Source organism: Novosphingobium gossypii, assembly GCF_050433305.1.
Classification (GTDB): Bacteria; Pseudomonadota; Alphaproteobacteria; order Sphingomonadales; family Sphingomonadaceae; genus Novosphingobium; species Novosphingobium gossypii.
Genome location: NZ_JBNPXM010000001.1, coordinates 830,546 through 853,842, shown reverse-complemented (window position 1 = coordinate 853,842; position 23,297 = coordinate 830,546). Strand labels below are relative to the sequence as shown.

At 65.4% G+C, this 23,297-nt stretch carries 22 protein-coding genes and 1 other RNA gene; 14 read left to right on the top strand and 9 right to left on the bottom strand.

The annotated features are described in order from the left end of the window. Positions 1-15 precede the first annotated feature (15 nt). From GGR40_RS04380 to lon, 5 genes are all read left to right on the top strand, one after another. Entirely contained in the window at positions 16-294 is a 279-nt protein-coding gene (locus GGR40_RS04380; protein WP_429274954.1) for an ETC complex I subunit, read from the top strand. Positions 295-376: 82 nt separating this feature from the next. Continuing rightward, an RNA gene (gene ffs, locus GGR40_RS04375) (signal recognition particle sRNA small type) lies at positions 377-471 on the top strand. Positions 472-592: 121 nt separating this feature from the next. Then, positions 593-2,467: a DNA polymerase III subunit gamma/tau gene (locus tag GGR40_RS04370; protein ID WP_429274953.1), complete on the top strand. Its 1,875-nt coding sequence runs from the start codon at positions 593-595 to the stop codon at positions 2,465-2,467. A gap of 1 nt (position 2,468) precedes the next feature. Continuing rightward, the gene (locus GGR40_RS04365) at positions 2,469-2,804 is read left to right on the top strand and encodes a YbaB/EbfC family nucleoid-associated protein (protein WP_008830943.1); all 336 of its coding nucleotides are present in this window, start codon (positions 2,469-2,471) and stop codon (positions 2,802-2,804) included. A gap of 387 nt (positions 2,805-3,191) precedes the next feature. Further along, positions 3,192-5,591, top strand: a complete 2,400-nt coding sequence (gene lon / locus GGR40_RS04360; RefSeq protein WP_429274952.1) for an endopeptidase La — start codon at positions 3,192-3,194, stop codon at positions 5,589-5,591. A gap of 131 nt (positions 5,592-5,722) precedes the next feature. On the opposite strand, the gene GGR40_RS04355 is transcribed toward lon, so the two are convergent. Then, the gene (locus GGR40_RS04355) at positions 5,723-6,670 is read right to left on the bottom strand and encodes a DMT family transporter (protein WP_429274951.1); all 948 of its coding nucleotides are present in this window, start codon (positions 6,668-6,670) and stop codon (positions 5,723-5,725) included. Between the two features lie 74 nt (positions 6,671-6,744). Here GGR40_RS04355 and GGR40_RS04350 point away from each other — a divergent pair, with 74 nt between their 5' ends. Further along, positions 6,745-7,209, top strand: coding sequence for an Lrp/AsnC family transcriptional regulator (locus GGR40_RS04350; RefSeq protein WP_429274950.1), 465 nt, complete (start codon positions 6,745-6,747; stop codon positions 7,207-7,209). Between the two features lie 12 nt (positions 7,210-7,221). Here GGR40_RS04350 and malQ read toward each other — a convergent pair whose 3' ends face one another. The 4 genes from malQ to GGR40_RS04330 all read right to left on the bottom strand — a co-directional run bounded on the left by malQ (position 7,222) and on the right by GGR40_RS04330 (position 12,584). Beyond that, positions 7,222-9,210, bottom strand: a complete 1,989-nt coding sequence (gene malQ / locus GGR40_RS04345) for a 4-alpha-glucanotransferase (RefSeq protein ID WP_429274949.1) — start codon at positions 9,208-9,210, stop codon at positions 7,222-7,224. A 173-nt stretch (positions 9,211-9,383) separates the two neighbouring features. Next, a complete protein-coding gene (gene moaB, locus GGR40_RS04340; RefSeq protein ID WP_429274948.1) occupies positions 9,384-9,911 on the bottom strand; it encodes a molybdenum cofactor biosynthesis protein B in 528 nt (175 codons plus the stop codon). Beyond that, positions 9,895-11,682: a lytic transglycosylase domain-containing protein gene (locus GGR40_RS04335; RefSeq protein ID WP_429274947.1), complete on the bottom strand. Its 1,788-nt coding sequence runs from the start codon at positions 11,680-11,682 to the stop codon at positions 9,895-9,897. The genes moaB and GGR40_RS04335 overlap by 17 nt, the downstream gene beginning before the upstream one ends. 59 nt (positions 11,683-11,741) lie before the next feature. Then, positions 11,742-12,584, bottom strand: a complete 843-nt coding sequence (locus tag GGR40_RS04330; RefSeq protein WP_429274946.1) for a uracil-DNA glycosylase family protein — start codon at positions 12,582-12,584, stop codon at positions 11,742-11,744. Here GGR40_RS04330 and GGR40_RS04325 point away from each other — a divergent pair. From GGR40_RS04325 to GGR40_RS04310, 4 genes are all read left to right on the top strand, one after another. Continuing rightward, positions 12,583-14,235 (top strand): electron transfer flavoprotein-ubiquinone oxidoreductase, encoded by a 1,653-nt coding sequence (locus tag GGR40_RS04325; protein WP_429274945.1) that lies wholly within the window; start codon positions 12,583-12,585, stop codon positions 14,233-14,235. The genes GGR40_RS04330 and GGR40_RS04325 overlap by 2 nt on opposite strands. Positions 14,236-14,315: 80 nt before the next feature. Continuing rightward, positions 14,316-14,681 (top strand): hypothetical protein, encoded by a 366-nt coding sequence (locus tag GGR40_RS04320; RefSeq protein ID WP_429274944.1) that lies wholly within the window; start codon positions 14,316-14,318, stop codon positions 14,679-14,681. Then, the gene (locus GGR40_RS04315) at positions 14,668-16,089 is read left to right on the top strand and encodes an NAD(P)H-hydrate epimerase (RefSeq protein ID WP_429274943.1); all 1,422 of its coding nucleotides are present in this window, start codon (positions 14,668-14,670) and stop codon (positions 16,087-16,089) included. The genes GGR40_RS04320 and GGR40_RS04315 overlap by 14 nt, the downstream gene beginning before the upstream one ends. A gap of 14 nt (positions 16,090-16,103) precedes the next feature. Then, on the top strand, positions 16,104-17,363 hold the full coding sequence (locus tag GGR40_RS04310; RefSeq protein ID WP_429275221.1) for a class I SAM-dependent RNA methyltransferase: 1,260 nt from the start codon (positions 16,104-16,106) through the stop codon (positions 17,361-17,363). On the opposite strand, the gene GGR40_RS04305 is transcribed toward GGR40_RS04310, so the two are convergent. From GGR40_RS04305 to GGR40_RS04290, 4 genes are all read right to left on the bottom strand, one after another. Next, a complete protein-coding gene (locus tag GGR40_RS04305) occupies positions 17,360-17,620 on the bottom strand; it encodes a hypothetical protein (protein ID WP_429274942.1) in 261 nt (86 codons plus the stop codon). The genes GGR40_RS04310 and GGR40_RS04305 overlap by 4 nt on opposite strands. Before the next feature lie 32 nt (positions 17,621-17,652). Beyond that, on the bottom strand, positions 17,653-17,883 hold the full coding sequence (locus tag GGR40_RS04300) for a hypothetical protein (RefSeq protein ID WP_429274941.1): 231 nt from the start codon (positions 17,881-17,883) through the stop codon (positions 17,653-17,655). Positions 17,884-17,976: 93 nt separating this feature from the next. Beyond that, the gene (locus GGR40_RS04295; RefSeq protein WP_429275220.1) at positions 17,977-18,582 is read right to left on the bottom strand and encodes a class I SAM-dependent methyltransferase; all 606 of its coding nucleotides are present in this window, start codon (positions 18,580-18,582) and stop codon (positions 17,977-17,979) included. A gap of 40 nt (positions 18,583-18,622) precedes the next feature. Beyond that, the gene (locus GGR40_RS04290) at positions 18,623-19,837 is read right to left on the bottom strand and encodes a BtaA family protein (protein ID WP_429274940.1); all 1,215 of its coding nucleotides are present in this window, start codon (positions 19,835-19,837) and stop codon (positions 18,623-18,625) included. 192 nt (positions 19,838-20,029) lie between these two features. On the opposite strand from GGR40_RS04290, the gene GGR40_RS04285 reads away from it, so the two are divergent. Genes GGR40_RS04285 through GGR40_RS04270 form a run of 4 tightly spaced genes read left to right on the top strand, consistent with a single transcriptional unit; the run spans position 20,030 to position 23,237 of the window. Continuing rightward, the gene (locus GGR40_RS04285; RefSeq protein ID WP_429274939.1) at positions 20,030-21,241 is read left to right on the top strand and encodes a saccharopine dehydrogenase family protein; all 1,212 of its coding nucleotides are present in this window, start codon (positions 20,030-20,032) and stop codon (positions 21,239-21,241) included. After that, positions 21,241-21,672 (top strand): hypothetical protein, encoded by a 432-nt coding sequence (locus GGR40_RS04280; RefSeq protein WP_429274938.1) that lies wholly within the window; start codon positions 21,241-21,243, stop codon positions 21,670-21,672. Before GGR40_RS04285 ends, GGR40_RS04280 begins: the two co-directional genes overlap by 1 nt. Before the next feature lie 7 nt (positions 21,673-21,679). Then, a complete protein-coding gene (locus tag GGR40_RS04275; RefSeq protein WP_429274937.1) occupies positions 21,680-22,030 on the top strand; it encodes a DMT family protein in 351 nt (116 codons plus the stop codon). 28 nt (positions 22,031-22,058) lie between these two features. Continuing rightward, a complete protein-coding gene (locus GGR40_RS04270) occupies positions 22,059-23,237 on the top strand; it encodes a carboxynorspermidine decarboxylase (protein WP_429274936.1) in 1,179 nt (392 codons plus the stop codon). Positions 23,238-23,297: the final 60 nt, after the last annotated feature.

The following is a 23,297-nucleotide window of genomic DNA, read 5'->3' as shown; positions in this document are numbered from 1 at the left end:
GCAAAGCGCTGCCTCATGAGCGCACGCATCTATCAACGCCCGAAGAACGCCATGCAGTCCGGCAAGGCGCTGCTCGACCAGTGGACCCTTGAGTTCACCCCGGCCGAGGCGAAGAAGCCCGATCCGCTGATGGGCTGGGCCGGATCGGGCGATACGCAGCAGCAGGTGGTCCTGCGCTTCCCCACCGCCGAAGAGGCGAAGGCCTATGCCGACAGGTACGGCATCGAGGCGGCCATCCACACCACACCGCCGCGCCGCCTGAAGATCCAGGCCTACGCCGACAACTTCCGCTGAGTTTTCCATCGCCCCGGACCGCTTCCGGGGCGATGTCGTTCTAACCGCTTGCAATCCGGTCAAACCCCCGTCATAGGGCGCACCGGGAGTCGGACGGGCGTTTGCGTCCGCCAACTTGGTCAGGTCCGGAAGGAAGCAGCCACAACGGGTTGCGGCGGGTCGTTCGGCTCCTTCATTTCTCACATCGCTGAATTTTTCGCGCTTTGTGCCCGTGAGGGTGCGAAGGCTGTGGAACATGACGACCGCTGTGCCGCTTTCCCCCTGACATCCCGGCCATGAACCCCTAGTTTGGGCGACGATGGACGATTCACGCGACATGTTCGGCAACACGCCCCCCTGGGAAGACGACGATGCCGACGATACGCCCGACGCCGCCGAACTTGAGGCGGCCGGGCAGCAGTCGATGTTCGGCGATCCCGAACCGGTGCGCGCCGCCAACCCCGAGCAGGCGGGGGAGGCGCCCGCGGCACCCGTTGAAGCTCCAGCTCCGAAACCGGCGAAGGCTGAGCCTGTCGCAGCCCCCACAGCGAAAAGCGTCGCCGGGGGAACTGCTCAGCCGTACCGCGTCCTGGCGCGCAAGTATCGCCCGCAGACCTTCGCCGAACTGATCGGGCAGGAGGCGATGGTGCAGACCCTCGCCAACGCGATCAAGCGCGACCGGCTGGCCCATGCCTTTCTGATGACCGGCGTGCGCGGGGTGGGCAAGACCTCAACCGCGCGCCTCATCGCCAAGGCGCTGAACTGCATCGGCCCGGATGGGCAGGGCGGCCCGACCATCGACCCCTGCGGCCAGTGCGAACCGTGCATCGCAATCGCCGAGGGGCGTCATATCGACGTCATCGAGATGGACGCCGCCAGCCACACCGGCGTCGACGACGTGCGCGAGATCATCGAGGCGGTACGCTATGCCGCCGTTTCGGCGCGCTACAAGATCTACATCATCGACGAAGTCCACATGCTTTCGCGGAATGCTTTCAACGCGTTGCTGAAGACTCTTGAGGAACCACCCGCGCACGTGAAGTTCCTCTTCGCGACGACCGAGGTGGACAAGCTGCCGGTGACGGTCCTGTCGCGCTGCCAGCGCTTCGACCTGCGGCGCATTCCCTCGCCGCTGCTGGCGGGCCACTTCGCCGGCATCTGCGCGAAGGAAGGCGTCGAGGCCGAGGACGAGGCACTTGCGATGGTGGCCGCCGCCGCCGAAGGTTCGGTGCGTGACGGCCTGTCGATCCTCGATCAGGCCATCGCTCATGCCGATCTCGACGGTGAGGGGCAGGTTCGTGCCGACAAGGTTCGCGACATGCTCGGCCTTTCGGACAAGAGCGTGCAGCGCAAGCTGCTTGCCGCGATTCTGGACGGCAAGGGCGCGGACCTGCTCGATTTGGTCGCACACCAGTTCGCGCTCGGCGTGGAGCCGATCGCGCTGATGCGCGGCCTGATGGACCTGTCGCACCGCGTTGCCGTGGCGCAGGTCAGCGGCAGCGCGGACGCGCACTCCATGGAGGAGCGCGAGGCCATCGAGGGCTGGGCAAAGTCCTTGCGTGCCGGCCAGCTTCATCGCTTGTGGCAACTGCTGCTCAAGGGCCACGAGGAAGTGAAGTCCGCGCCCGATCCGCTGGTGGCGGCGCAGATGGCGCTGCTGCGCATCATGCACGCCAGCGACATGCCAGATCCCGGATCGTTGGTGCGCAAGCTGGAGGAAATCGCCTCGCAAGCGCCGGTCGCGCCGGTGGCTCACGGCGGCAGCGCTGCGCATGCGCCAGCGACGCTCACCCCATCCGCTGCCTCGCCGCGCTGGGAAGCGCTGGTCGATGACGTCGAACATGCCGGGGAAATGTCTGCTGCCAACACCATGCGCATGCAGGTGCGGGTAGTCGAACTGGCGCCGGGCCTGTTGCGTTATGCCCAGCCGCCGGGCTTCAACGAAGACATTGTCACGGTCCTGCGCAACGGCCTTCAGGCCGCCACCGGCGAACGCTGGCAGGTGGAAAAGGTCGTCGGAGAAGGTGCTCCCACGCTTGTCGAAGTGCACGAGGTGAGGAAGACTGCTGACGCCGAGGCGCTGCGCAGTTCCCCGCTGGTGGAAGCGACGCTGGCGGCATTCCCCGGCGCCGAACTCATTCAGGAAGATCGCCAGGCCGCCGTCGGCGGCGGCGGACGCAATTGGAGACGTTGAAATGAAGTCGATGGAAGAGATGATCCAGGCCGCGCAAGCTGCCGCCGAAACCATCCAGAAGCAGATGAACGAAACCCAAGGCAAGCTGGACCAGCTTGAGGTCGAAGGGCTTTCGGGCGGCGGGCTCGTCAAGATCCGCTGCTCCGCCAAGGGCCGCGTCATCGGCGTGGCGATTGACGACAGTCTGATGGTCGCATCGGAAAAGCCGATCTTGGAAGACCTGATCGCGGCGGCCTACAACGACGCACGGGTCAAGGCGGACTCGGTGGCGAACGAGGAGCTGGCCAAGGCACAGCAGGGCATGGGCCTGCCGCCGGGCTTCAAGCTGCCGTTCTGAGCCGGGCCCGCCAGTAAGACGGGGCCACGACATACCCAGCCTGAGCCGGATCTCGGGCTGGGTTTTCTTTTAACCTCAATCACGCGATCTACCTGCTTCAAAGCCGCTCGGTCTGAGCCTCTCGAAGGCTTGACGCTACCATTTGGCCGTTGGCCTGAAAGTGGGATATTGATCTGAAACGGTGGCGCTGGGGCCATCATACCTCGAAATCGGACCCATCCGTAGATGCCCTGAGCGCGTAGAGGGGGTAGATTCGGCCAGCAGGCACGGGTTTCCACGGTCTTTCGCCTCGAAAAGATTGCAAGGCCGGTAAAACGCCCCATATCCTGCCGGTAAGCCGGGGTGGGCCACAATGCCTGCTCCGCGCGTGATGATTGGACAAGTGCATTGAACCTGCTTCCGCTTCTGCCGCTGCGTGACATCGTCGTTTTCCCTGGCATGGTCGTGCCGCTTTTCGTGGGCCGTGAAAAATCCGTAGCCGCGCTGGAGGCAGCGATGGCCGGGGATAAGGACATCTTCCTGCTCGCGCAGCTGGATCCGGGCTGCGACGATCCCGATCGGGATGACCTTTACGACACCGGCGTGGTCGCCAGCGTCCTGCAACTGCTCAAGTTGCCTGACGGCACCGTGCGCGTTCTGGTCGAAGGCCAGGAGCGGGCGCGTCTGGAAACCCTGAGGTCCGAGACGACCGACGAGGGTGAGATGCTGGTCGCGGGGGTTGAGGCGATCGAGCCGACCGAAGCCGAAGGGACCGAAGTCGCCGCGATGATGCGCACGGTCGTCGATCAGTTCAACGAATATGCCAAGCTCAACAAGAAGCTGAGCCAGGATGCGGGTGAACAGCTCGGCGATATCGAGGATGCGGCGAAGCTTGCCGATACGGTGGCCGCGCAGCTATCCGCAAAGGTGTCCGACAAGCAGGCGGTGCTGTCTGAATCCGATCCGCTCAGGCGCTTGGAAATGGTCTATTCCTTCATGGAGGGCGAACTTGGCGTCCTGCAGGTGGAGCGCAAGATCCGTGGCCGTGTGAAGCGGCAGATGGAAAAGACCCAGCGCGAATATTACCTCAACGAGCAGTTGAAGGCGATCCAGTCGGAGCTCGGCGGCGGCGAAGGCGACGAGGGTAACGAACTGCAGGAACTGGCCGAGCGGATCGAGAAGACCCGCCTGTCCAAGGAAGCGCGCGAAAAGGCGACGACCGAGCTGAAGAAGCTCAAGTCGATGCAGCCGATGAGCGCGGAGGCGACCGTCATCCGCAACTACCTCGACGTGCTGCTGGGCCTGCCCTGGGGCAAGAAGAGCAAGCTGAAGCGCGACATTTCCTCCGCTCAGGAAATCCTGGATGCGGATCACTATGCCCTCGACAAGGTCAAGGACCGCATCGTCGAATATCTGGCAGTGCAGGCCCGTACCAACAAGCTGAAGGGACCGATCCTGTGCCTCGTCGGCCCGCCGGGCGTGGGCAAGACATCGCTGGGCAAGTCGATCGCCAAGGCCACAGGGCGCGAATTCATTCGCCAGTCGCTGGGCGGCGTGCGCGACGAGGCTGAGATCCGAGGCCATCGCCGCACCTACATCGGCTCACTGCCTGGCAAGATCGTCACCAACCTGCGCAAGGCCGGCAAGTCGAACCCGCTGTTCCTGCTGGACGAGATCGACAAGCTGGGTCAGGACTTCCGCGGAGATCCGGCTTCGGCCCTGCTCGAAGTGCTCGATCCCGAACAGAATGCCAAGTTCCAGGATCATTATTTGGAACTCGACATCGATCTGTCGGATGTGATGTTCGTGTGCACCGCGAACAGCCTGAACCTGCCGCAGCCGCTGCTGGACCGCATGGAGATCATCCGTCTAGAGGGGTATACTGAGGACGAGAAGGTCGAGATCGCCGAGCGTCACCTGATCCGCAAGCAGGTGGAGGCGCACGGTCTGAAGAAGGGTGAGTTCACCCTGACGCAGGACGGACTGCGCGATCTGATCCGCTACTATACCCGCGAAGCCGGCGTACGTACGCTGGAGCGCGAGGTTGCCCGGCTGGCGCGCAAGTCGCTGCGCCAGATCCTGGAAGGCAAGGCCAAGGAAATCACGATCACGCCGGAAAACCTTTCCGACTTCGCTGGCGTGCGCAAGTTCCGCCATGGCGTGGGCGAGGAAGAGCATCAGGTAGGCGCCGTCACGGGCCTTGCCTGGACCGAAGTGGGCGGTGAACTGCTGACGATCGAAAGCGTGACCGTGCCGGGCAAGGGGCAGATCAAGGCGACCGGCAAGCTGGGCGACGTGATGAACGAGTCGATCTCGACCGCGTTCAGCTTCGTGCGCGCCCGCTCGCCCGCCTATGGCATCAAGCCCAGCGTGTTCCACAAGAAGGACATCCACATCCACCTTCCCGAAGGTGCGGTGCCCAAGGATGGGCCGTCGGCCGGCATCGGGATGGTTACCTCAATCGTATCAACGCTGACCGGTAATCCGGTGCGCAAAGACGTGGCCATGACGGGTGAAGTGACCCTGCGCGGCCGGGTGCTGCCGATCGGTGGGCTGAAGGAAAAGCTGCTGGCGGCGCTGCGTGGCGGCATCAGTCTGGTGCTGATCCCGGAAGAGAACCGCAAGGATCTGGCCGAGATTCCGGACAACGTGAAACAGGGGCTGGAAATCATTCCGGTCAGTCATGTCGACGAAGTTCTGGCCAAGGCGCTGACTGAGCCGCTGACCGCCATCGAATGGACCGAGGCAGACGAACTTGCTGCGGCTCCGGCAGCACACACTCCTGCGCAGGGCGCGACGGCGCACTGAAATGGTGACGTCCGGGGCAGATGATGCCCCGGGCGCTCGCGGATGCCGTATCGGCGCAAGTACGTCGAGTCCATGAAACCGAAGACCCAGGGCGACGAACGTCACCCCGGGTCTTTGCTTTTGGATTCGGGCTATCGCTGCGCGCGGTGGGCTGCCAGACAGGTCGCCACGCTTGCCACCACCAACGCAAAGGCGATCAGTTCCATCGCCGTGGGCAGTCTCTGCTCCCACAGGAAACCGTAGAGCAGCGCGAACAGCGTTTCGAACAGGATCATCTGGCCCACGAGAGTTAGCGGCAACAGGCGGCTCATCCGGTTCCATAGCGCATTGCCGAGGATCGAGGCGAAAATGGCGACACCTGCACTGACGGCAGCGAACGTCAGCCATTGCGGGGCGGGATGGCTCCAGTCGTCCAACAGGAAAGAAGCCGGTAGCAGAACCAGTGCCTGCGCTCCGGTGACCAACCCGGCTGACAGGTTCCATTCGTGCACAGACACCAGTGTCCGTGCGAGGGCGCGGGTGTTGCCGACCGCGAATGCCGTCCAGGACACCAGCGCGCCGATCGCGCAGGCAAGTCCCGTCAACTGCTCGACCGGATTGCTGGATGCAGGTGCCACGACTGCCTGCCAACCGATGCAAACGGCACCACCGACGCATAGGAGCAGCGAGGGGGTCAATCGACGAAGCGGTATCGCCCCATGATCGCGACTGCCCACGATCGTCACGGCAACCGGCAGAAACCCGATGACCAGCGAAGTGGTGGCGACGCCGGCGCTCTGTACGGCTGCGGAGAGGAATATGAAATACAACGTGTTGCCGGCCATCGCCAGCCAGACCAGACTTAGCCAGTCATGGCGGGTGAGCGAGGCACGGACGTGCTGCCATCGTGGCGCCAGCAGTAGCGCGGAAGTCACGCCGTAGCATAGATACCGTCCGATGGTGAGTTGCAGGGGAGAGAAGCCACCCGCGATCTCGGGTGCCAGAAAGACCAGACCCCATAGCGCCCCGGCGCCGATGCCACTGAGCAGGCCCGGTACAAGCGTGGAGGGTTGGGGTGCGGTCTGTGTCATCTGCGTCATGAACTGGCGAATATCACCCGGCTTGTGATTTGTGTGCTCTTGATTCGGGGATGGAATGCAACAAAACCTCACGCATGCGTGCACTCGACTCCTTTGACCGCCAGATCCTGCGGATCCTTCAGCGCGACAGCAAGACACCCCAGCGGACCATCGCGGATGCGGTGAACCTGTCCGCGGCGGCGGTGCAGCGGCGGATCGCAGCGATGGAGCAGGCGGGCGTCATCCGTGCGAATGTTGCGCTTGTGGACCCGGATGCTCTGGCGCTGACTGTCACCGCAGTGGTCGAGGTGTTCCTGCGTGACGAACGCACCGCCAGCATCGATCGCGCCAAGACACTGTTCCGCGAAACGCCGGAGGTGCAGCAGTGCTACTACACGACCGGCGGCACCAGTTTCGTGCTGGTCATCGTCACGACCGACATGCGGGCGTACGAGGGGCTGACGCGACGGCTGTTTTCCGACCACGAATGGGTGGCCAGCTTTCGTACTCTCGTCGCGCTGGACAGGGTAAAGAGCGATACTGCCGTGATCGTGCCTTGAAGCGCGATCACGTCAGGAATTGCGGCGCGCATTATCCAGCGTGCGCAGCCTTGCCGCAGTGTCGGGCTGCGCGAGCAGGTCCGGCAGCGGCACGGCCCATCGTCGGCGCCAGTTGGGGTGCTCGGTGATCGTGCCGGGCAGGTTGGGCTGATCGGGCTCGGCCAGCAGATCTTCCAGCGGCGCTATCGCCAGCGCGCAAGGTGTGGCGCCGATATGGTGCAGGGCGGCGTCCACGACCGGTGCGGGATCTTCGGGAGCGGGCCGCGGCTGCGTGTCGCCGGTCAACGTTGCCCAGAGCAGGCCCCGCTCCCAGGCGCGGCGAAGGGCAGCTTCCTGCGGCGTCGTGTCGGTGGGCAGGCGGCCCAGGGCTTCGGCCCATTCAAGGTCGCGCCCCGTCCACCATCCGGCGACGGTGGCGGTGTCATGTGTGCCGGTCATTGCCGCAGCCTGCGCGTCGTAATCGCGCGCACCGATAAAGCCATCGTCCGCCGCGCGTTCGAACCAGAGAACTCGCATGCCCAGGATGCCACGGGCCGCGATCGCCGGGCCAAAGTCCTGCGGCATCGTTCCCAGATCCTCTGCCACCACCAGTGCGCCGGCAAGATGCGCCTCCAGCGTCACCAGCCGGATCAGATCGTGGAACGGATAGCGAAGGTAGGCCCCATCGCTGGATTCTGCGCCTTCGGGCACGACCCAAAGCCGGGCGAGGCCGAAAGCATGGTCGATACGCAGCGCTCCGGCAGTGGCAAGAGCCGCGCGCAAGGTGGCGATCCACGGCGCGTAGCCCGATCGTGCCAGACCGTGCGGGGAGAAGCCGGTCAGCATCCAGTTCTGGCCCAGCGGCCCCAGCGGATCGGGCGGGGCGCCGATCGTCAGGCCGCGCAGCATGGTGTCGCCCATAGCCCATGCGTCGGCGCCGCCGGTGTGGACGCCCACGGCCAGGTCCGCCAGCAGGCCAACAGTCATCCCTGCATTGCGCGCGCGCTGCTGGACTTGCGCCAGGCTTTCCCGCGCCAGCCATTGCGTGAACAGATGGAAGTCCACTTCGGCGGCATGGTCACGCGCGAATGCAGCGGCGGCTTCGCCATCAGGGTCTTGATAGGGTAACGGCCAGTCCTGCCAGCCTTTGGCGCCCTTCCTACGGAAATGCACGTCGAGCGTATCGTAAAGCGCCTGCCTTCGCAGGGCCGCGCCGTAAACCTCGTTTTCACGGTCAATGCGGAGGCGGGTTTCGGCATCGAGGCTGGCGAACAGGGCGCGCAATTGGCAGAGACGGCGGGGGAGGGCGGTTTCCCAGTCGATCAGATCCGCATCCGTATCGCAACCGTCCACGGGAAGGGCAGGAAGCCCGACCAGCGCGGGGTCTCCCATCGCGGTGTTCAGGTAGAGGCGACTGGATGGGGAATAGGGGCTGAAATCATGACCATGGCCGGCGAACAGAGCGTGGACAGGGTTGATCGCCACCACATCGGCCCCCTCCGCCGCGAATGCCTCGACCGCTTCGGCCAGTTCGGCGAAGGTGCCGAAGGCCTGCGGACGCGCCCCGCGCAGGGAGGGTATCTGGATGGCCGGTCCCCAGATCCGTGGCTCGCCAAGCGAAGCGACAGTGGGTGCCGAGCGGGGTGCTACGGCCAGGGTCAAGGCATGGCCGTTGACGGTGAGGGCATAGTATCCCGGTTCTGCGATCGGGGGCAGGGTCCATGTCGATGTGTCGATGTGCTGCACGGAACCGTCCGGCGCAGTCAGTTCCGCGCCAACCAGCGAAGGGGGCAGGGATGTCGCCGCGCCCGCTTCGGTGACGATCATTGCAGGAGGGGTGGCGCGTTCTTCCGCAAGGCGACTATGGCTGGCGGCGATCTCGGCGTCAGTCTCGGCAGGATAGCCAAGCGCGGCGGCGATCCTGCGTAGGGAGGTGTCGCTGACGACATGATCCCGCCCATCGGCGTCCCACCAGATTCGGCACAGGCCAATCGCTTCGGCAAGCGCGTGCAAGTCCTCCATCCGTCCGGCGGCTCCTTTCATGACTGGCGCAAAGGCTGGCGAGGGGAGCGGTTTCCCGCAATCGCCGGGAGAACAACGCAAGTTGTCGTTCTCAACTGCGGCATCACCCGCCCTGCACCGGTTTTCCGCAGGTCATGCCCGAGTTGTCCACAGACTTGGACACAGCCTGCAACTCAGACCTCCAGCAGGCGCGGCATCAGTTCCACGAAGTTGCAGGGGCGGTTGCGGCTGTCGAGCTGTTCAGCAAGGATGCCGTCCCACCCATCCTTCACCGCGCCGTTGGAGCCGGGCAGCGCGAACAGGTACGTCCCCTTGGCGACGACCGCCATGGCGCGGCTTTGCACCGTCGAAGTGCCGATGGTCTTGTAGCTGAGCCAGCGGAACAGTTCACCGAAGCCAGGAATCTCGCGCCCGCCTAGCTTGCCAAGTGCTTCGGGCGTTACATCACGCCCGGTCAGCCCGGTGCCGCCGGTGGAAACGATCGCGTCTACTTCCGGATCATCGATCCACTGGTTGAACAGTGCCGCGATCGTGTCGGCATCGTCGCGTTCGATGCGGCGGCGCGTCAGCCTGTGCCCGGCATCGGTGATGCGCTGGGCCAGGATGTCGCCGGAAGTGTCGTTTTCAGCCGTTCGCGTGTCGGAAACGGTCAGCAGGGCTATGTTGATGGGCTTGAAAGTACGCTCAAGGTCGATGGCCACGTATGATCGCTCCGTTCGCAGCGATGCGTACCCCTTCGGAACCGGCAAGGCCGGGGAAGGTCGGCCACATGCCCTGCACCAGTTCCATGCGGCTTTCCGAAGCGCCGCCTGCCTGGCGTTCGTACATCCAGTAGTTGCGCATCACAATGTTCACGTAGCCGCGCGTTTCCCAGTAGGGGAGGGATTCGATCCACAGCAGCGGGTCGCCCTGGCAGTTCACTTCGGTGTTCCAGCGGCGCACCGGCAACGGCCCGGCGTTGTAGGCGGCCATGACCTTGGGCAGCAGGCCCTGCGTGCCGGGGTCGTTCTTCAGCGTTTCCAGATGGCGCTGGCCGAAGGCAAGGTTCACCTCGGGCTTGTTGAGGTCGGACGCGTTGCCAGAATAGCCCAGCGATCCGGCGTGGTCCTGCGCGGCGGCAGGCATGATCTGCATCAGGCCCCGGGCGCCCGCGGGGCTTACGGCACCTGCGCGGAACACGGATTCCTGCAGGGTGTGTGCATAGACGAGCGCCGGATCGACCTTCCAGCCGCCCACGGGGGTCCACTTGGGCGTGGGGAAGCGGGTCGCAGGTTCGGGCTTGCCGCCGTAGGGGGCGTTGTAGGCCATCCACAGCTGCGTGCCAGGCAGGCCGAGATCACGCGCAAGGCGGGTGAGTGGCGCATACTGCGAAGCGTCCCCGATGCGGGCCTGATGGCGCAGCACTTCGTCGGCCAGACCGTCCTGACCGATTTCGGCCAGTTCTACGGCGGTGCGTACGTTCGGGCTGGCGCGCAGTTGCTGCCAGTCGGCCTGCGTGAAATCGGCGGCGGCGTGCTGTTCGGGCAGTTTCAGGCCAAGCTGCTCGGCGGCAAGCATGCCATACAGAGTCTCGTCACGCGCCGCAGCAAGCCGCAACGCGGCGCTGGCCTGCTCGGGCTTGCGGCAGCGAACCAGCGAGCGGCTGTTCCAGTAGTGCGACGCGGCGGTAAGTTCGGCGTTGTCGGAAGAACGGGCGGCTTTGGCGAAGGCATCCGCCGCGCCGTCACAGTCGCCCAGGCGCCATGCCGCAAGGCCTGCGGTCCACCACGCCTCACCCACCCAGGGGCCGGTGCCCATGGCCGCAATCTGGGCCATCTGATAGGCGCTGGCGTCCTGGTTCTCGATGTAGAAGCTCCACGCCACCTTCTGGCGCCATTCGGCCTGCGAGGAGGGGCTGAGGCTGGCGTCGATCCCGTCGAGCAGGACGCGGGCGCCCATCGGATCGTCGTTTTTGATGCGGTCGTTGATGCTGCTGGCAATGCTGGCGGGCATCGAGCCGTCTTCGATCGACGAGGGACGCACGCGCTTGGCGATAGTCGGCAGCCGGGCGAAGCTCTGTTCGCTGGGCAGCGAAGGCACGCTGGCAGCGCCGCGCTTGAGCGCAAGGCGGCTGATCTGGTCGGCGCCGGGCAGTTCGGTGCCCTGAGCCAGCCAGTTCTGAAGTTCGGTAAGCTGGATCTTGGGCGAACCCGACGCAAGGTAGTATTCAGCGCGAGCCTGCTGGTGCAGCGGGCCGTCTGGCCGGTCTGCCAGCATCTTTTGGACGGTGGCCCAATCCTTGCCGTCGATGGCCTTGAAGATCTGCGCGTAGTACGTCCGGTCGTCCTGGCTGAGCAGCGAAGGTACTGCCGTACGGTCGGCGCGGGTGCGGAAGTAATCGACCGCAGCGCTGTTGGCGAAGGCCGGTGCCGCCGATGCACATGCGGCGATGCATGCGCCTGCTGACAGTCCGGCCCTGATAAGTCGTTTCAAAGGTATTCCCCGCGATCCTGTGCGATCCGTCTGTTCCGGCTGGCTGGCGGCCGCACCTCTCAGGAAGCGGTCCACTCCAGCCAGGCCCTCCAGAGCACCGGCTTTGCGCGCGGTTGCGCGAGCAAGGCAGGCAGCGCCCAGGAGGCGAGCAGGGGTATCGAGCCCCCTTCATGCTCGAAAGTCCTTAACATGGCAGGCCGATGCGGCGATTCGTGGCCGATAAGCGGTAGGACGTTTCCACCAAGGACAAACAGGCGCCTTGGAGCCACCAACCTGATGTGATGCGCCAGAACTTGGCCGATTCCGCGCTCTGACATCGCTGCCCAGTCGACCCCCGGTGTATGTCGGGGCAAGGCGCTGGCAAGGTAAACGTCGGCGCGACGCGTACCGAATGCTGCAAGGATCGCATCCAGCAACTGACCCTGCGGGCCGGACAGCAGTGTGTCGCCGTCCTCGGCCTCGGGTTCCTCGACTACGATCATCAGGTCGGTGCCCAGCGCCCCCTGCGGCGCTACGCGGGCGGCGGGACCACCTTCGCACAACAGCGGTTCGTTGAGCCACCATGGCGTGAAGGCGGCAAGATCTGCGGGCAGTGCGGCCCGGTCCAGCTTTGCTGCCACAGGTGCAGCATCTGCGACCTGTTTGGGCTCCGGGCGACGCCGCAGCGCGGGCGCATCGGGTGCGGGTTCGGGCGGAGCCAGCCATTCGACCGGCTCGTCCAGAAAGTCGCAGTCCACCCCGGCGTCCCGCCACCAGTCGAGCGCACCTGTGATTTCTTCCAGAAATTGCGGATTTGGCGGTTGATCCATCGCGTGGGTCTTGACCTGACGCGCGGGAGCAATCAAGGCATTCATGAATTTAATCGCTCGGCTAAACACAAAAAGATTGCACGGGGCTTCCATGATCGAACGCGAAGAGATGCCTTACGACGTTGTCGTCGTCGGCGGCGGGCCTGCAGGTCTGGCGACTGCGATCCGGCTCAAGCAGGTGGATCCCGAACTGCAGGTCTGCGTGCTGGAGAAGGGGTCGGAAATCGGCGCCCACATCCTGTCGGGCGCGACGATCGATCCCAAGGCGCTCGACGAACTGCTGCCGACATGGCGCGAGGACGGCTGCCCGCTGGCGGAAACCCCGGTCACCGACAACTGGCACTGGCATCTGACGAAGAAGGGCAAGTTCGCCCTGCCGCACCTGATCCAGCCGCCTTTCATGTCGAACAAGGGCAACTACACCGGGTCGCTGGGCAACCTGTGCCGCTGGCTGGCCGAACAGGCAGAAGCGCTGGAGATCGAGATCTTCCCCGGCTTCCCGGCGGCAGAGATCCTTTACGACGATGCTGGGGCCGTGATCGGCGTGCAGACCGGCGACATGGGCGTCGACCGCGACGGCAACCCCAAGGGCGATTTCCAGCCGGGCATGAACCTGCTGGGCAAGTACACCGTCTTCTGCGAAGGCGCGCGCGGCCACCTGACCAAGCGGCTCAAGGCGAAGTACGACCTTGAAGCGAACGCGGAGCCGCAGATCTACGGCATCGGCATCAAGGAACTGTGGGACATCCCGGCGGACAGGCACGTGCCGGGCCGCGTGATCCACACCCAGGGCTGGCCGATGAGCGAGAACGACGCTTGGGGCGGCGGTTTCCTCTACCATCAGGCGAACAACCAGGTGGCGCTCGGCTTCGTGACGGCGCTGGATTACAAGAACCCCTACATCTACCCGTTCGAGGAATTTCAGCGCTGGAAGCAGCACCCGGAAATCCGCGCTATCCTCGAAGGCGGCAAGCGCGTGGCCTATGGCGCGCGCGCCATCAACGAGGGCGGCTGGCAGTCGGTGCCGCAACTGGCGTTCCCCGGCGGCGTGCTGGCGGGCTGTTCGGGGGGCTTCGTCAACGTGCCGCGCATCAAGGGCACGCATACCGCGATGAAAAGCGGGATGCTGGCCGCCGAAGCCATCGCGGCCGCGATCAAGGCGGGGCGTGAGCAGGACACCCTGCAGGAATACGACACCGCCGTGCGCGAAAGCTGGATCGCCAAGGAACTGAAGCTCGTCCAGAACGCAGAGCCGCTGGTGGCGAAGTGGGGCGGCGAACTGGGCACGATCCTGGCGGGCGCCGACATGTGGTTGCGCACGCTGTTCGGCTTCGGCGTGGCCAAGCCGATGAAGCACCACCGCGACAGCGAGGCGCTGCAGCGCGCCGACCTCTACAAGCCGATCGCCTATCCCAAGCCTGACGGCGTCATCAGCTTCGACCGCCTGACCAGCGTGTCCTACTCGTTCACCAACCACGAGGAGGATCAGCCGGTCCACCTGAAGGTGGCGGACATGGACCTGCAGAAAACCAGCGAGCTGGGCGTGTTCGCCGGGCCTTCCGCGCGCTACTGCCCGGCGGGCGTCTACGAATGGCTGACCGACGATGCCACCGGCCAGCCGCGTTACCAGATCAACGCGCAGAACTGCGTCCACTGCAAGACCTGCGACATCAAGGACCCCAACCAGAACATCACCTGGGTAACGCCCGAAGGCGGCGGCGGGCCGAATTATCCGAACATGTGACCGGCCATACTTTTGACGGAAAGGGCGCAGGCGAGCTTCGCGCCCTTTCATCATGGCGGGGCAGGCCCTATCAAAAGGGCATGCGACAATTCTTTCTTCCCGCCGTATTCGCTGTCCTTGGTCTGAGCGCCTGCTCCGGGGACAAGGAACCCGGCCCCGTCGACATCGCCCGGGAACACATCGACTGCGCGCTTGGCGGTTCGAGTGAACTGAAACCCGCCTGCTCGGTGGAGCGGCTCGAGGGTGAGGGCGGGCTGACGCTGGTGGTCCACCACCCCGACGGGGTTAAACGCCGCTTCGTGGTGAGGACTGACGGCACCGGCCTCGTTCCGCAGAAGGGCGCAGAGCCGAGCCGCTCAAGGCTGGTCGATCACCGGCTGGAGGTGACCGTCGGCGCGGACCGCTATCTGTTTCCCGTAACGGTCACGCCCGATGCCTCGCGTTGATCAGGCACTGGCTGAACAGGTTCTGGCCGTTGCGCAGATGCGTGAGGCCGAAGCTGCGCTCATCGATGCCGGGTCCAGCGTAAATGCGCTGATGCAGGTCGCGGGGCGCGGCGCCGCGGAGTGGGTCTGGCGCATGGCGGGTCGCCGTCCGGTGACGGTGTTGTGCGGGCCGGGCAACAACGGCGGCGACGGTTATGTGATTGCCGAGGCATTGCGAGCACGAGGTGGAGAAGTCACCGTCGTGGCTTCCGCAGCCCCGGCCAGCGGCGCCTGCCGCAATTCCCGCGCGCTTTATGGCGGGAAAGTGCTGGCCCGCGAGGCCGAAGTTCACGGCGAAGTGCTGGTCGACTGCCTGTTCGGCAGCGGCCTGAACCGCCCCCTGTCGGCAGGCGACGGTGCTCTGCTCGCGCGGCTGGCGGCTGCGCACCCACGCCGGATCGCCATCGACGTGCCCGGCTTCGTCCACGCAGATTCCGCCGCGCTGCTCGGCGACGAAGTGGCATACGACCTCACCCTGGCGCTGGGCGCGTGGAAGCCTGCGCATTTCCTGATCCCCGCAAGTGCTCTGATGGGGCGGTTGCGCCTGATCCCCATCGGCATCGACGGGGTGCCGGACGCGGCGCAGGTCATCGCCCAGCCCCAGCTGAGCGCGCCCGCTGCGGATGCGCACAAGTACCGGCGCGGAATGCTGGCGGTTGTCGGCGGCGCGATGCCGGGTGCGGCGGTCCTTGCCGCCATCGCCGCGCAAGGCGCAGGCGCAGGCTATGTGAAGCTGTTCGCGGAAGATACGGGCAACGTGCCCGCCGATCTGGTCGTCGATCACGGCGCGTTGAAAGAGGTGCTGAACGACGATCGCAACGCGGCGGTTCTGGTCGGGCCGGGGCTCGGGCGCGATGCCGCCGCGCGCGGGCGGCTGGCGGTGGCGCTGGTCGATCGCGCCGCGGTGGTGCTGGACGCCGATGCGCTGGTGCTGCTCAGCCCCCACAATTTAGGCGAACGGGCCGCGCCGACCATCGCCACCCCGCATGAAGGCGAATTGGGCGCACTGGAACGCGCCTTCGATCTCGGCGGGGCGGGGACGAAGCCGGACCGGGCGCGGGCTCTGGCACGGTCGAGCGGGATGATCGTCGTCGCCAAGGGGCCGGACACAGTGGTCGCCGCTCCCGATGGCAGGCTGGCTTTCTCCACCCGCGCCACCTCGTGGCTGTCGACAGCGGGCACCGGCGACGTGCTGGCCGGAACGATCGCCAGCCGCCTTGCCGTGTCGGCGCACACCGGGCAGGACGCTTTCGCCGCCGCATGCGAGGGCGTGTGGCTTCATGGAGAGGCGGCGCGGCTCTGCCCGCCCGGTTTCACGGCGGGACAGCTTGCGCGAATGGTGCCCGCTGCGCTAGCGGCCTGCCTGTGACTGAAGAAACCGAAATTCTCCGCGTCGAGGAAATCCTGCGCATCGCGTCCAAGGGCGATGGCGTAACTGCATCCGGCCGCTTTGCATGGGGCGCGGCGCCCGGCGACAAGCTGCGGATCGATGGCACTCTGGAATGGGGGCCGCATCACGTGACCCCGCCGTGCCGCCACTTCGGCCAGTGCGGCGGCTGCCAGCTGCAGCAGCTTGACGAGGAAAGCCTGACCGCATTCGTCGAGGGCCGCGTGGCCAATGCGTCTGCCGCGCAAGGACTGGGCGCACAGCGGCTGGCGCCGCCGCACCTCTCGCCCCCGTCCTCGCGTCGCCGGGCTTCGTTGCGGGCGGAAAGTTCGGGCGGGCGCATCGTCATCGGCTTTCGCGAAGCGAAATCGCACCGGCTGGTCGAGCTGGAGGAATGCCATGTCCTCGTCCCGGAAATGGTGGCGCTGCTGGGGCCGCTGCGCAAGCTGCTGATCACCATGGGCAAGGCGGCTCCGGCCAAAAAGGGCCGTCACGGCAAGGTACAGCCCGGCAAGTCCGCCCCGCGCATGGCTGCCGATATCGAGATGACGCTGACCGATCAGGGCATCGACCTTGGTGTCAAGGGCCTGACCGCAGAAGGTCTGGCCGCGACCGAGGCGATGCTCGACTTCGCCCGCGAGCACAAGCTGGCGCGGCTGACGATGGACGGCGGCTATGGCTTTGAAACCGTGTGGGAGCCGCAGCAGGTCACCGTCACGCTTGGCCAGACCAAGGTGCCGTTCCCGCCCGGCACGTTCCTGCAGGCGACGCTGGATGGTGAAGCCGCGCTGGTAGGGGCTGCGCAGGAATGGCTGACCGGCGCGTCTACGGTGGCGGACCTGTTTTCCGGTCTTGGCACCTTTGCTTTCGCACTCGCCGGGCCGCAGACGCGGGTTCTGGCCGCCGAGGCTGCGCGCGACGTCCATCTGGCATGCAAGGCCGGAGCGGACCGGGCGCAGCTGCCGGTGTTCAGCGCACACCGCGACCTGTTCCGCAATCCGCTGCAGCCGGACGAACTGAGCAAGTTCGAGGCCGTCGTGCTCGACCCGCCCCGCGCCGGAGCGCGTGAGCAGGTGGAATGCATCGCCGATTCGACAGTCGGCCGCGTGGTCTACATCGGCTGCAACCCGTCCAGCTGGTCCCGCGATGCAGCGCGCCTGATCGAGGCGGGCTTCCGGCTGGAGGAACTGCGTCCCGTCGGCCAGTTCCGCTGGTCCACCCATGTGGAACTGGCAAGCTACTTCGTGCGGGACTAACCGCCGCCTGCCTGATCCATCATGTCCATGAAATCGCGCGCGGCGTTGCGTTCGTCCTCATGTTCGAACGCAACGTCGAGGTCGGGTGCGGCGCCCAGGATGTACATCAGCGCCCACAACGCGAAGCGGCGACCCTTGTCCTGCTCCATGCCGAAGTCGACCTTCATCCGCTCAAGCCCTGCCTCAAGCCCGGACGGAGTGACGGTGGCAAGGTCTTCGGTGGCGAAGTAGCGGCGCAGCTGGTCGTCGAAATCCATCGCGCGGCTCTAGCAGGCGGTGGGCAGGGCGATCAATCGCCCTTGCGGTCCCACCCGCAGCAGCCGCCGCACATGGGATAGGCGAACAGGCCCCAGACGCTGGCCACCAGACCAAGCAGGAAGACGCTTAGCCCCAATCCCCAGTTCGCGCCGAGCAGCACCTCCACCAGCGCCGCCAGCGTCAATGTCACGACACCCAGAACCACGACGGCGAACAGCACCTTGAAAGGTCTGACGGCGCGGAAAGAGAGTCCCTTGGCCACGATCTGATGCTCCCGATGTGTTTTTCTTACCTCGGGATATACGCTGCAATCGTTGCCGGTTCCATGGGAACTTTACGTGGTACGCGCCGTCCCTCAGCGGGACAGGCGCACCATCTGGTAGTAGCCGCAAGCGCCGCGCCGGTGCTCCATAAGCAGCCCCCGTTCGCGGGCGATGCGGGCGGCGGCGATCGCCAGATCGAGGCGAGGGCTGACGTGGAAGCGGGCCAGCCAGCCCAGCAGCGCCTTTCGCAGGGGCAGCGGCAGGCCTGCGCAGTCGCCGAAGTCGACAACATGCAGCGAACCGCCGGGCTTGAGCGTCGTTGCGGCCTGTTCGAGCGCACCCTGCCAGTCCGGGATCATGGACACCGCGTAGGACAGGATCACCCGCTCGAAACCCGGCTGGCCCAGCAGCGCGCCGGCGTTGAAGCGGGTGGCGTCACCCTGTGCCAGTGTGGCCTGCGGGCCCAGCGTGGCGCTGGCGCTGCGCAGCATCTCGGTCGAGATGTCGAGGCCGAACAGCCTGACGCCGGGCCATCGCCTGCCCACCAGTGCCAGATTGCGCCCGGTGCCGCAGCCGATCTCCAGCACCGCCATGCCGGGCCGGGCATCGAGTTCGTCGATCAGCCGGTCACGCCCGAACAAGTAGTATTTGCGCGTCAGGTCGTAGATGGGCCGCTGCCACCGATAGATGCGGTCCATCAGCGCGGCGTGGCCGTCCGTCACGGTCGATGCCACGGTGTCAGCCCTTGAACACGTAGAGGTGGACGCCGCCATAGATCGACGAGCGATCCGCCAGCGTGGCCGTGCGCGATTCGTCGGTGCGGTAGTCCCAGCGGTCAAGCAGAGCATCGGGCACGCGGCCCGGCAGCAGCGAGGGTTCGGCAGCGGTGCGGAACAGCACGCGGGCGCCGGGGCGGGCAGTGCGGGTGATCTGCGTCCACAGTTCGGTCAGTTGCACGTCGGTCATCCAGTCCTGCGCATCGAGCAGAACGTAGCGGTCATAGCTGGCATCGTCCGCTGCCATCAGCACATGAGTGAAGTTGGCATGGCGCAGGTCCAGCCGGTCCAGCCGGGCGCGTACCTGCGGCAGGTTGGGTTCCTGCAGATACGGGGGCAGGGGCGCTTCCTCTCCTTTGCCATACCCGCGCGAAAACGCCTGCCAGGCAAAGTAGTTGTCGTTGACCGGGAAGTGGCAGGCCAGTTTCTCGAGCCGTCCGCGCAGCACGTCGGCCATGGACTGGCCGCCGGCCAGCGCGTCGTACTGTGCCGGAGGAATGCCCAGACCGAAAAGCGATGCGGGGTGGCGCGTCAGCCAGCGCACGAAGGGACGCTCGAACACCGGGGCGATGCGCTCATCGAACACGCGGCGCTGGTCTTCCATAGTGCCGGCGTTCAGGATTTCCGCCGGGTTCACCTTGTGCAGGCGGGCGATGACATGGGCCGCGCCGATGAAGCCGCCCAGCAGGCCGTGGCGATAGACGCCGCGCGTGAAGGCGCCGATGCGGCGGCGACCGACCAGATCGCGGCCTTCCCAGTAGCGGCGGGTTGCCTCGTCCAGATGCGGGGCCAGCTTCTCGCGGTAGAGCGCGATGTTCTCGGGCCGATCGGCGTCGGCGATGAAGCGGCGCACTTCGGCGTGGCTCAGGTGGCGAATGGCGGCATGCTTGAGGTTGTTGAGGGCGATGTGCGCGGTGTTGAGATCCACCACGGTGATGTGCGCCGGGTCTGCCGTCAGATAGGACAGCGCATTGCAGCCACCGCTGGCGATGGTGATGATGCGGCTGTCCGGGGTGATTTCCATCGCTGCCATGTCGGCCACGGGATCTTCCCAGATCTGCGCGTAGACCAAGCCCTTGAAGGCCATGGCAAAGGCCTTGTCCAGCAGCCGGGTCTTGCGGGACGCTTCGTCGCGGACGACCGCGTTCTCGATGAGATTGGACCGGGGAGTGGGCATCGCGGCAGGCTCCTTCGTAGGGTTGCCGCGCAATGCCACCGTGGGGTGACCGGTCGATGACGTCTCCATGGCGGTTTGTGACAACTCGGGCGCGTAAGGGGCAAGGTACAGTTGAGTTGTCACACAGGGACACTATATGGCCCGCTTTGTGTTTAGGCCCCTCAAGGCCCGAAGGCCGAAGGAGACAGGTTGGTGAGCAAGGTTCTGGTGATCGGCGCAGGCGGCGTCGGATCGGTCGCGGTCCACAAGATGGCGATGAATCCCGATATCTTCAGCGACATCCATCTCGCCAGCCGCACGGTGTCCAAGTGCGAGGCGATTGCCGAATCGGTCAAGGCGCGCACCGGCGTGACCATCGGCACCTATGCGATCGATGCCGACGACGTGGAGGCGACCTCGGCCCTGATCCGCCAGATCCAGCCCAAGCTGGTGGTCAACCTTGCGCTGCCGTATCAGGATCTGGCGATCATGGATGCGTGCCTGGCAACCGGCACGCACTACATGGACACCGCGAACTACGAGCCCAAGGATGTGGCCAAGTTCGAATACCACTGGCAGTGGGCCTATCAGGAGCGCTTCAAGCAGGCGGGCCTGATGGCGCTGCTGGGTTCGGGCTTCGATCCGGGCGTCACCAGCGTGTTCGCGATGTGGCTCAAGAAGCACAAGCTCAAGACCATCCGCACGCTCGACATCCTCGATTGCAACGGCGGCGACCACGGCCAGGCCTTCGCGACGAACTTCAACCCGGAAATCAACATCCGCGAAGTCACCGCACCCGCGCGCCACTGGGAGAACGGCGATTTCGTCGAAACTCCGGCCATGGGCAAGAAGGTCAGCTTCGACTTCGAAGGCGTCGGCCCCAAGAACATGTACATGATGTACCACGAGGAACTGGAAAGCCTTGCGAAGTTCATCCCCGAAATGGAGCGCGGGCGCTTCTGGATGACCTTTGGCGATGCCTATATCCAGCACCTGACGGTACTGCAGAACGTCGGCATGACCCGCATCGACCCGGTGATCTACAACGGCGTGGAAATCGTGCCGCTGCAGTTCCTGAAAGCCGTGCTGCCCGAGCCTGCCTCGCTCGGCGCCACGACCAAGGGCAAGACCAACATCGGCGACATCGCCACCGGGGAAGCGCTGGACGGTTCGGGTGAGAAGACGTTCTACATCAAGAACATCTGCGACCACGAAGATGCCTATGCCGAAACCGGCAACCAGGCCGTCAGCTACACCACCGGCGTCCCGGCGATGATCGGCGCGGCCATGGTCGTGACCGGCGCATGGAGCGGCGAAGGTGTGTTCAACATGGAGCAGTTCGATCCCGACCCCTTCATGGACATGCTGAACAGGCACGGCCTGCCCTGGACGGTGGAAGAACTGTCCGAGCCGCTGCCGTTCTGATGCGCCTGCTGACCCTGGCTGCGCTGGGCGCCCTGTCGCTGAGTGCTCTGTCGCTGGGCGCCTGCACACCCGCAGAAGCACCGCAGCCGGGGCCGGTTGCGCCCACGGCGCCTGCCGGCCCTTCCGAGCCAGCTGGCAATCAGTCCCTTGGCCGGGACATGAGCGCGGCAGATCGCGCGGCGTGCACGGCTAGGGGCGGCACCGTCCAGCGGCGCGGTCGGATCGGGGCGGAACTGTGCGTCCGTCCCTTCGCCGACGCGGGAAAGCAGTGCACCGATTCCGCGCAGTGCCAGGGCAAGTGCGTGGGCAGTGCAGGCGCTGCTTCCGGTACGGAACCGACGACCGGCCAGTGCCAGGCGGATGACAGGCTGTTTGGCTGCTATTCGGAAATCAGGGGCGGCAAGTCGGTCCACGCGATCTGCGTCGACTGACCCTGCCATGAACTGGTCGTTCGTCGCGCCCATCGCGTTGCTCGCGGGGTCCAACCTGTTCATGAACACGGCCTGGTATCTCCACCTGAAGGTGCCCGGAAAGGCGCTTTGGGTGGCGGTGCTGATGAGCTGGGGCATCGCCTTCTTCGAATACTGCCTTGCCGTTCCTGCCAATCGCATCGGCAGTTCGGCCTATTCGCTCGGCCAGCTCAAGGTCATGCAGGAGGCGTTCTCGCTGCTGGGCTTCGTGCTGGTGGCATGGGCGCTGTTCGGGCAGAAGCCCGGCTGGAACGAGATCGTGGGCTTTTGCCTTGTAGGGGCAGGGGCGTGGTTCATTTTCAAGGGTCCGCTGGGATAGTCCGGCGCGCCGATCAGGATTCACAAGCATGGAAACCAGGGCCGGCGATCCGGGCGCATTCGCGAACTTCGACCTGTCGCGCGTGGACAGTCCCGCCTTCGTGGTAGATGCCGCCAAGCTGCGCTCGAACTTGCGCATCCTGTCCGAGGTCGGCGAACAGTCCGGCGCCAAGGTGCTGGCCGCGCTCAAGGCGTTCTCGATGTGGTCGACCGCGCCGATCGTGGGTGAATACCTCGACGGCGTATGCACCTCCGGCCTGTGGGAAGCGCGCCTTGCATCCGAATTCTACGACGGCGAGATCGCGACCTACTGCGCCGCGTACAAGGAAGAGGACATGGAGGAAATCCTGCGCCTCTCCGACCATGTGATCTTCAACAGCCCCGCCCAGATCGAACGGTTCTGGCCGCAAATCGAGCTGGCCCGCGCGCGCGGCGAGGATTTCGACATCGGCCTGCGCGTCAACCCGCTGCATCCCGAAGGCGAAGTGCCCAAGTACGATCCCAGCGCGCCGCATTCGCGTCTGGGCTTCCCCATCGACCAGCTGACCGAGGATCATGTCGGCCTGATCGATGGCATCCACTTCCACAACCTGTGCGAACAGGATTTCGAGCCGCTCCAGCGCACCTGGGACAAGGTGTTCGATTTCCTTGAGCCGTTCTTCGGCCAGCTCAAGTGGATCAACATCGGCGGTGGCCACCACGTTACCCGCGCAGACTACCAACGCGAGGAACTGGTCCAGTTCCTGTCCGACATGGCGGACGATACCGGCGCCGAGATCTACATCGAACCCGGCGAAGCCGTGGCGCTGGACGCCGGGATTCTCGTCGGCACCGTGCTGGACGTGGGCTGGAACGGCATGCCGGTGGCCGTGGTCGACATTTCCGCCACGTGCCACATGCCCGACGTGATCGAGGCACCCTACCGCCCGGCGATGCTGGGCGAGCGGGGCGAGGACGAAGCCGAGGCGATCCGCCTGGGTGGCCCGTCGTGCCTCGCGGGCGACGTCATCGGTGATTACGTGCTGCCGGCAGATCCGGAGGCCGGGCAGCGCTTCGCGTTCCTTGACCAGGCGCACTATTCGATGGTCAAGACCACGACGTTCAACGGCGTGCCACTGCCGTCGATCTGGCTGTGGGATTCCGAAACCGACGCGCTCGAATGCGTCCGTCGGTTCGATTACGAGGATTTCCGTAGCCGCCTTAGCTGACGTTCTAGGCATCGGGATTGCAGTCCGTCGCAAGATGGGCGCGTCCAATCCCGAATCCCC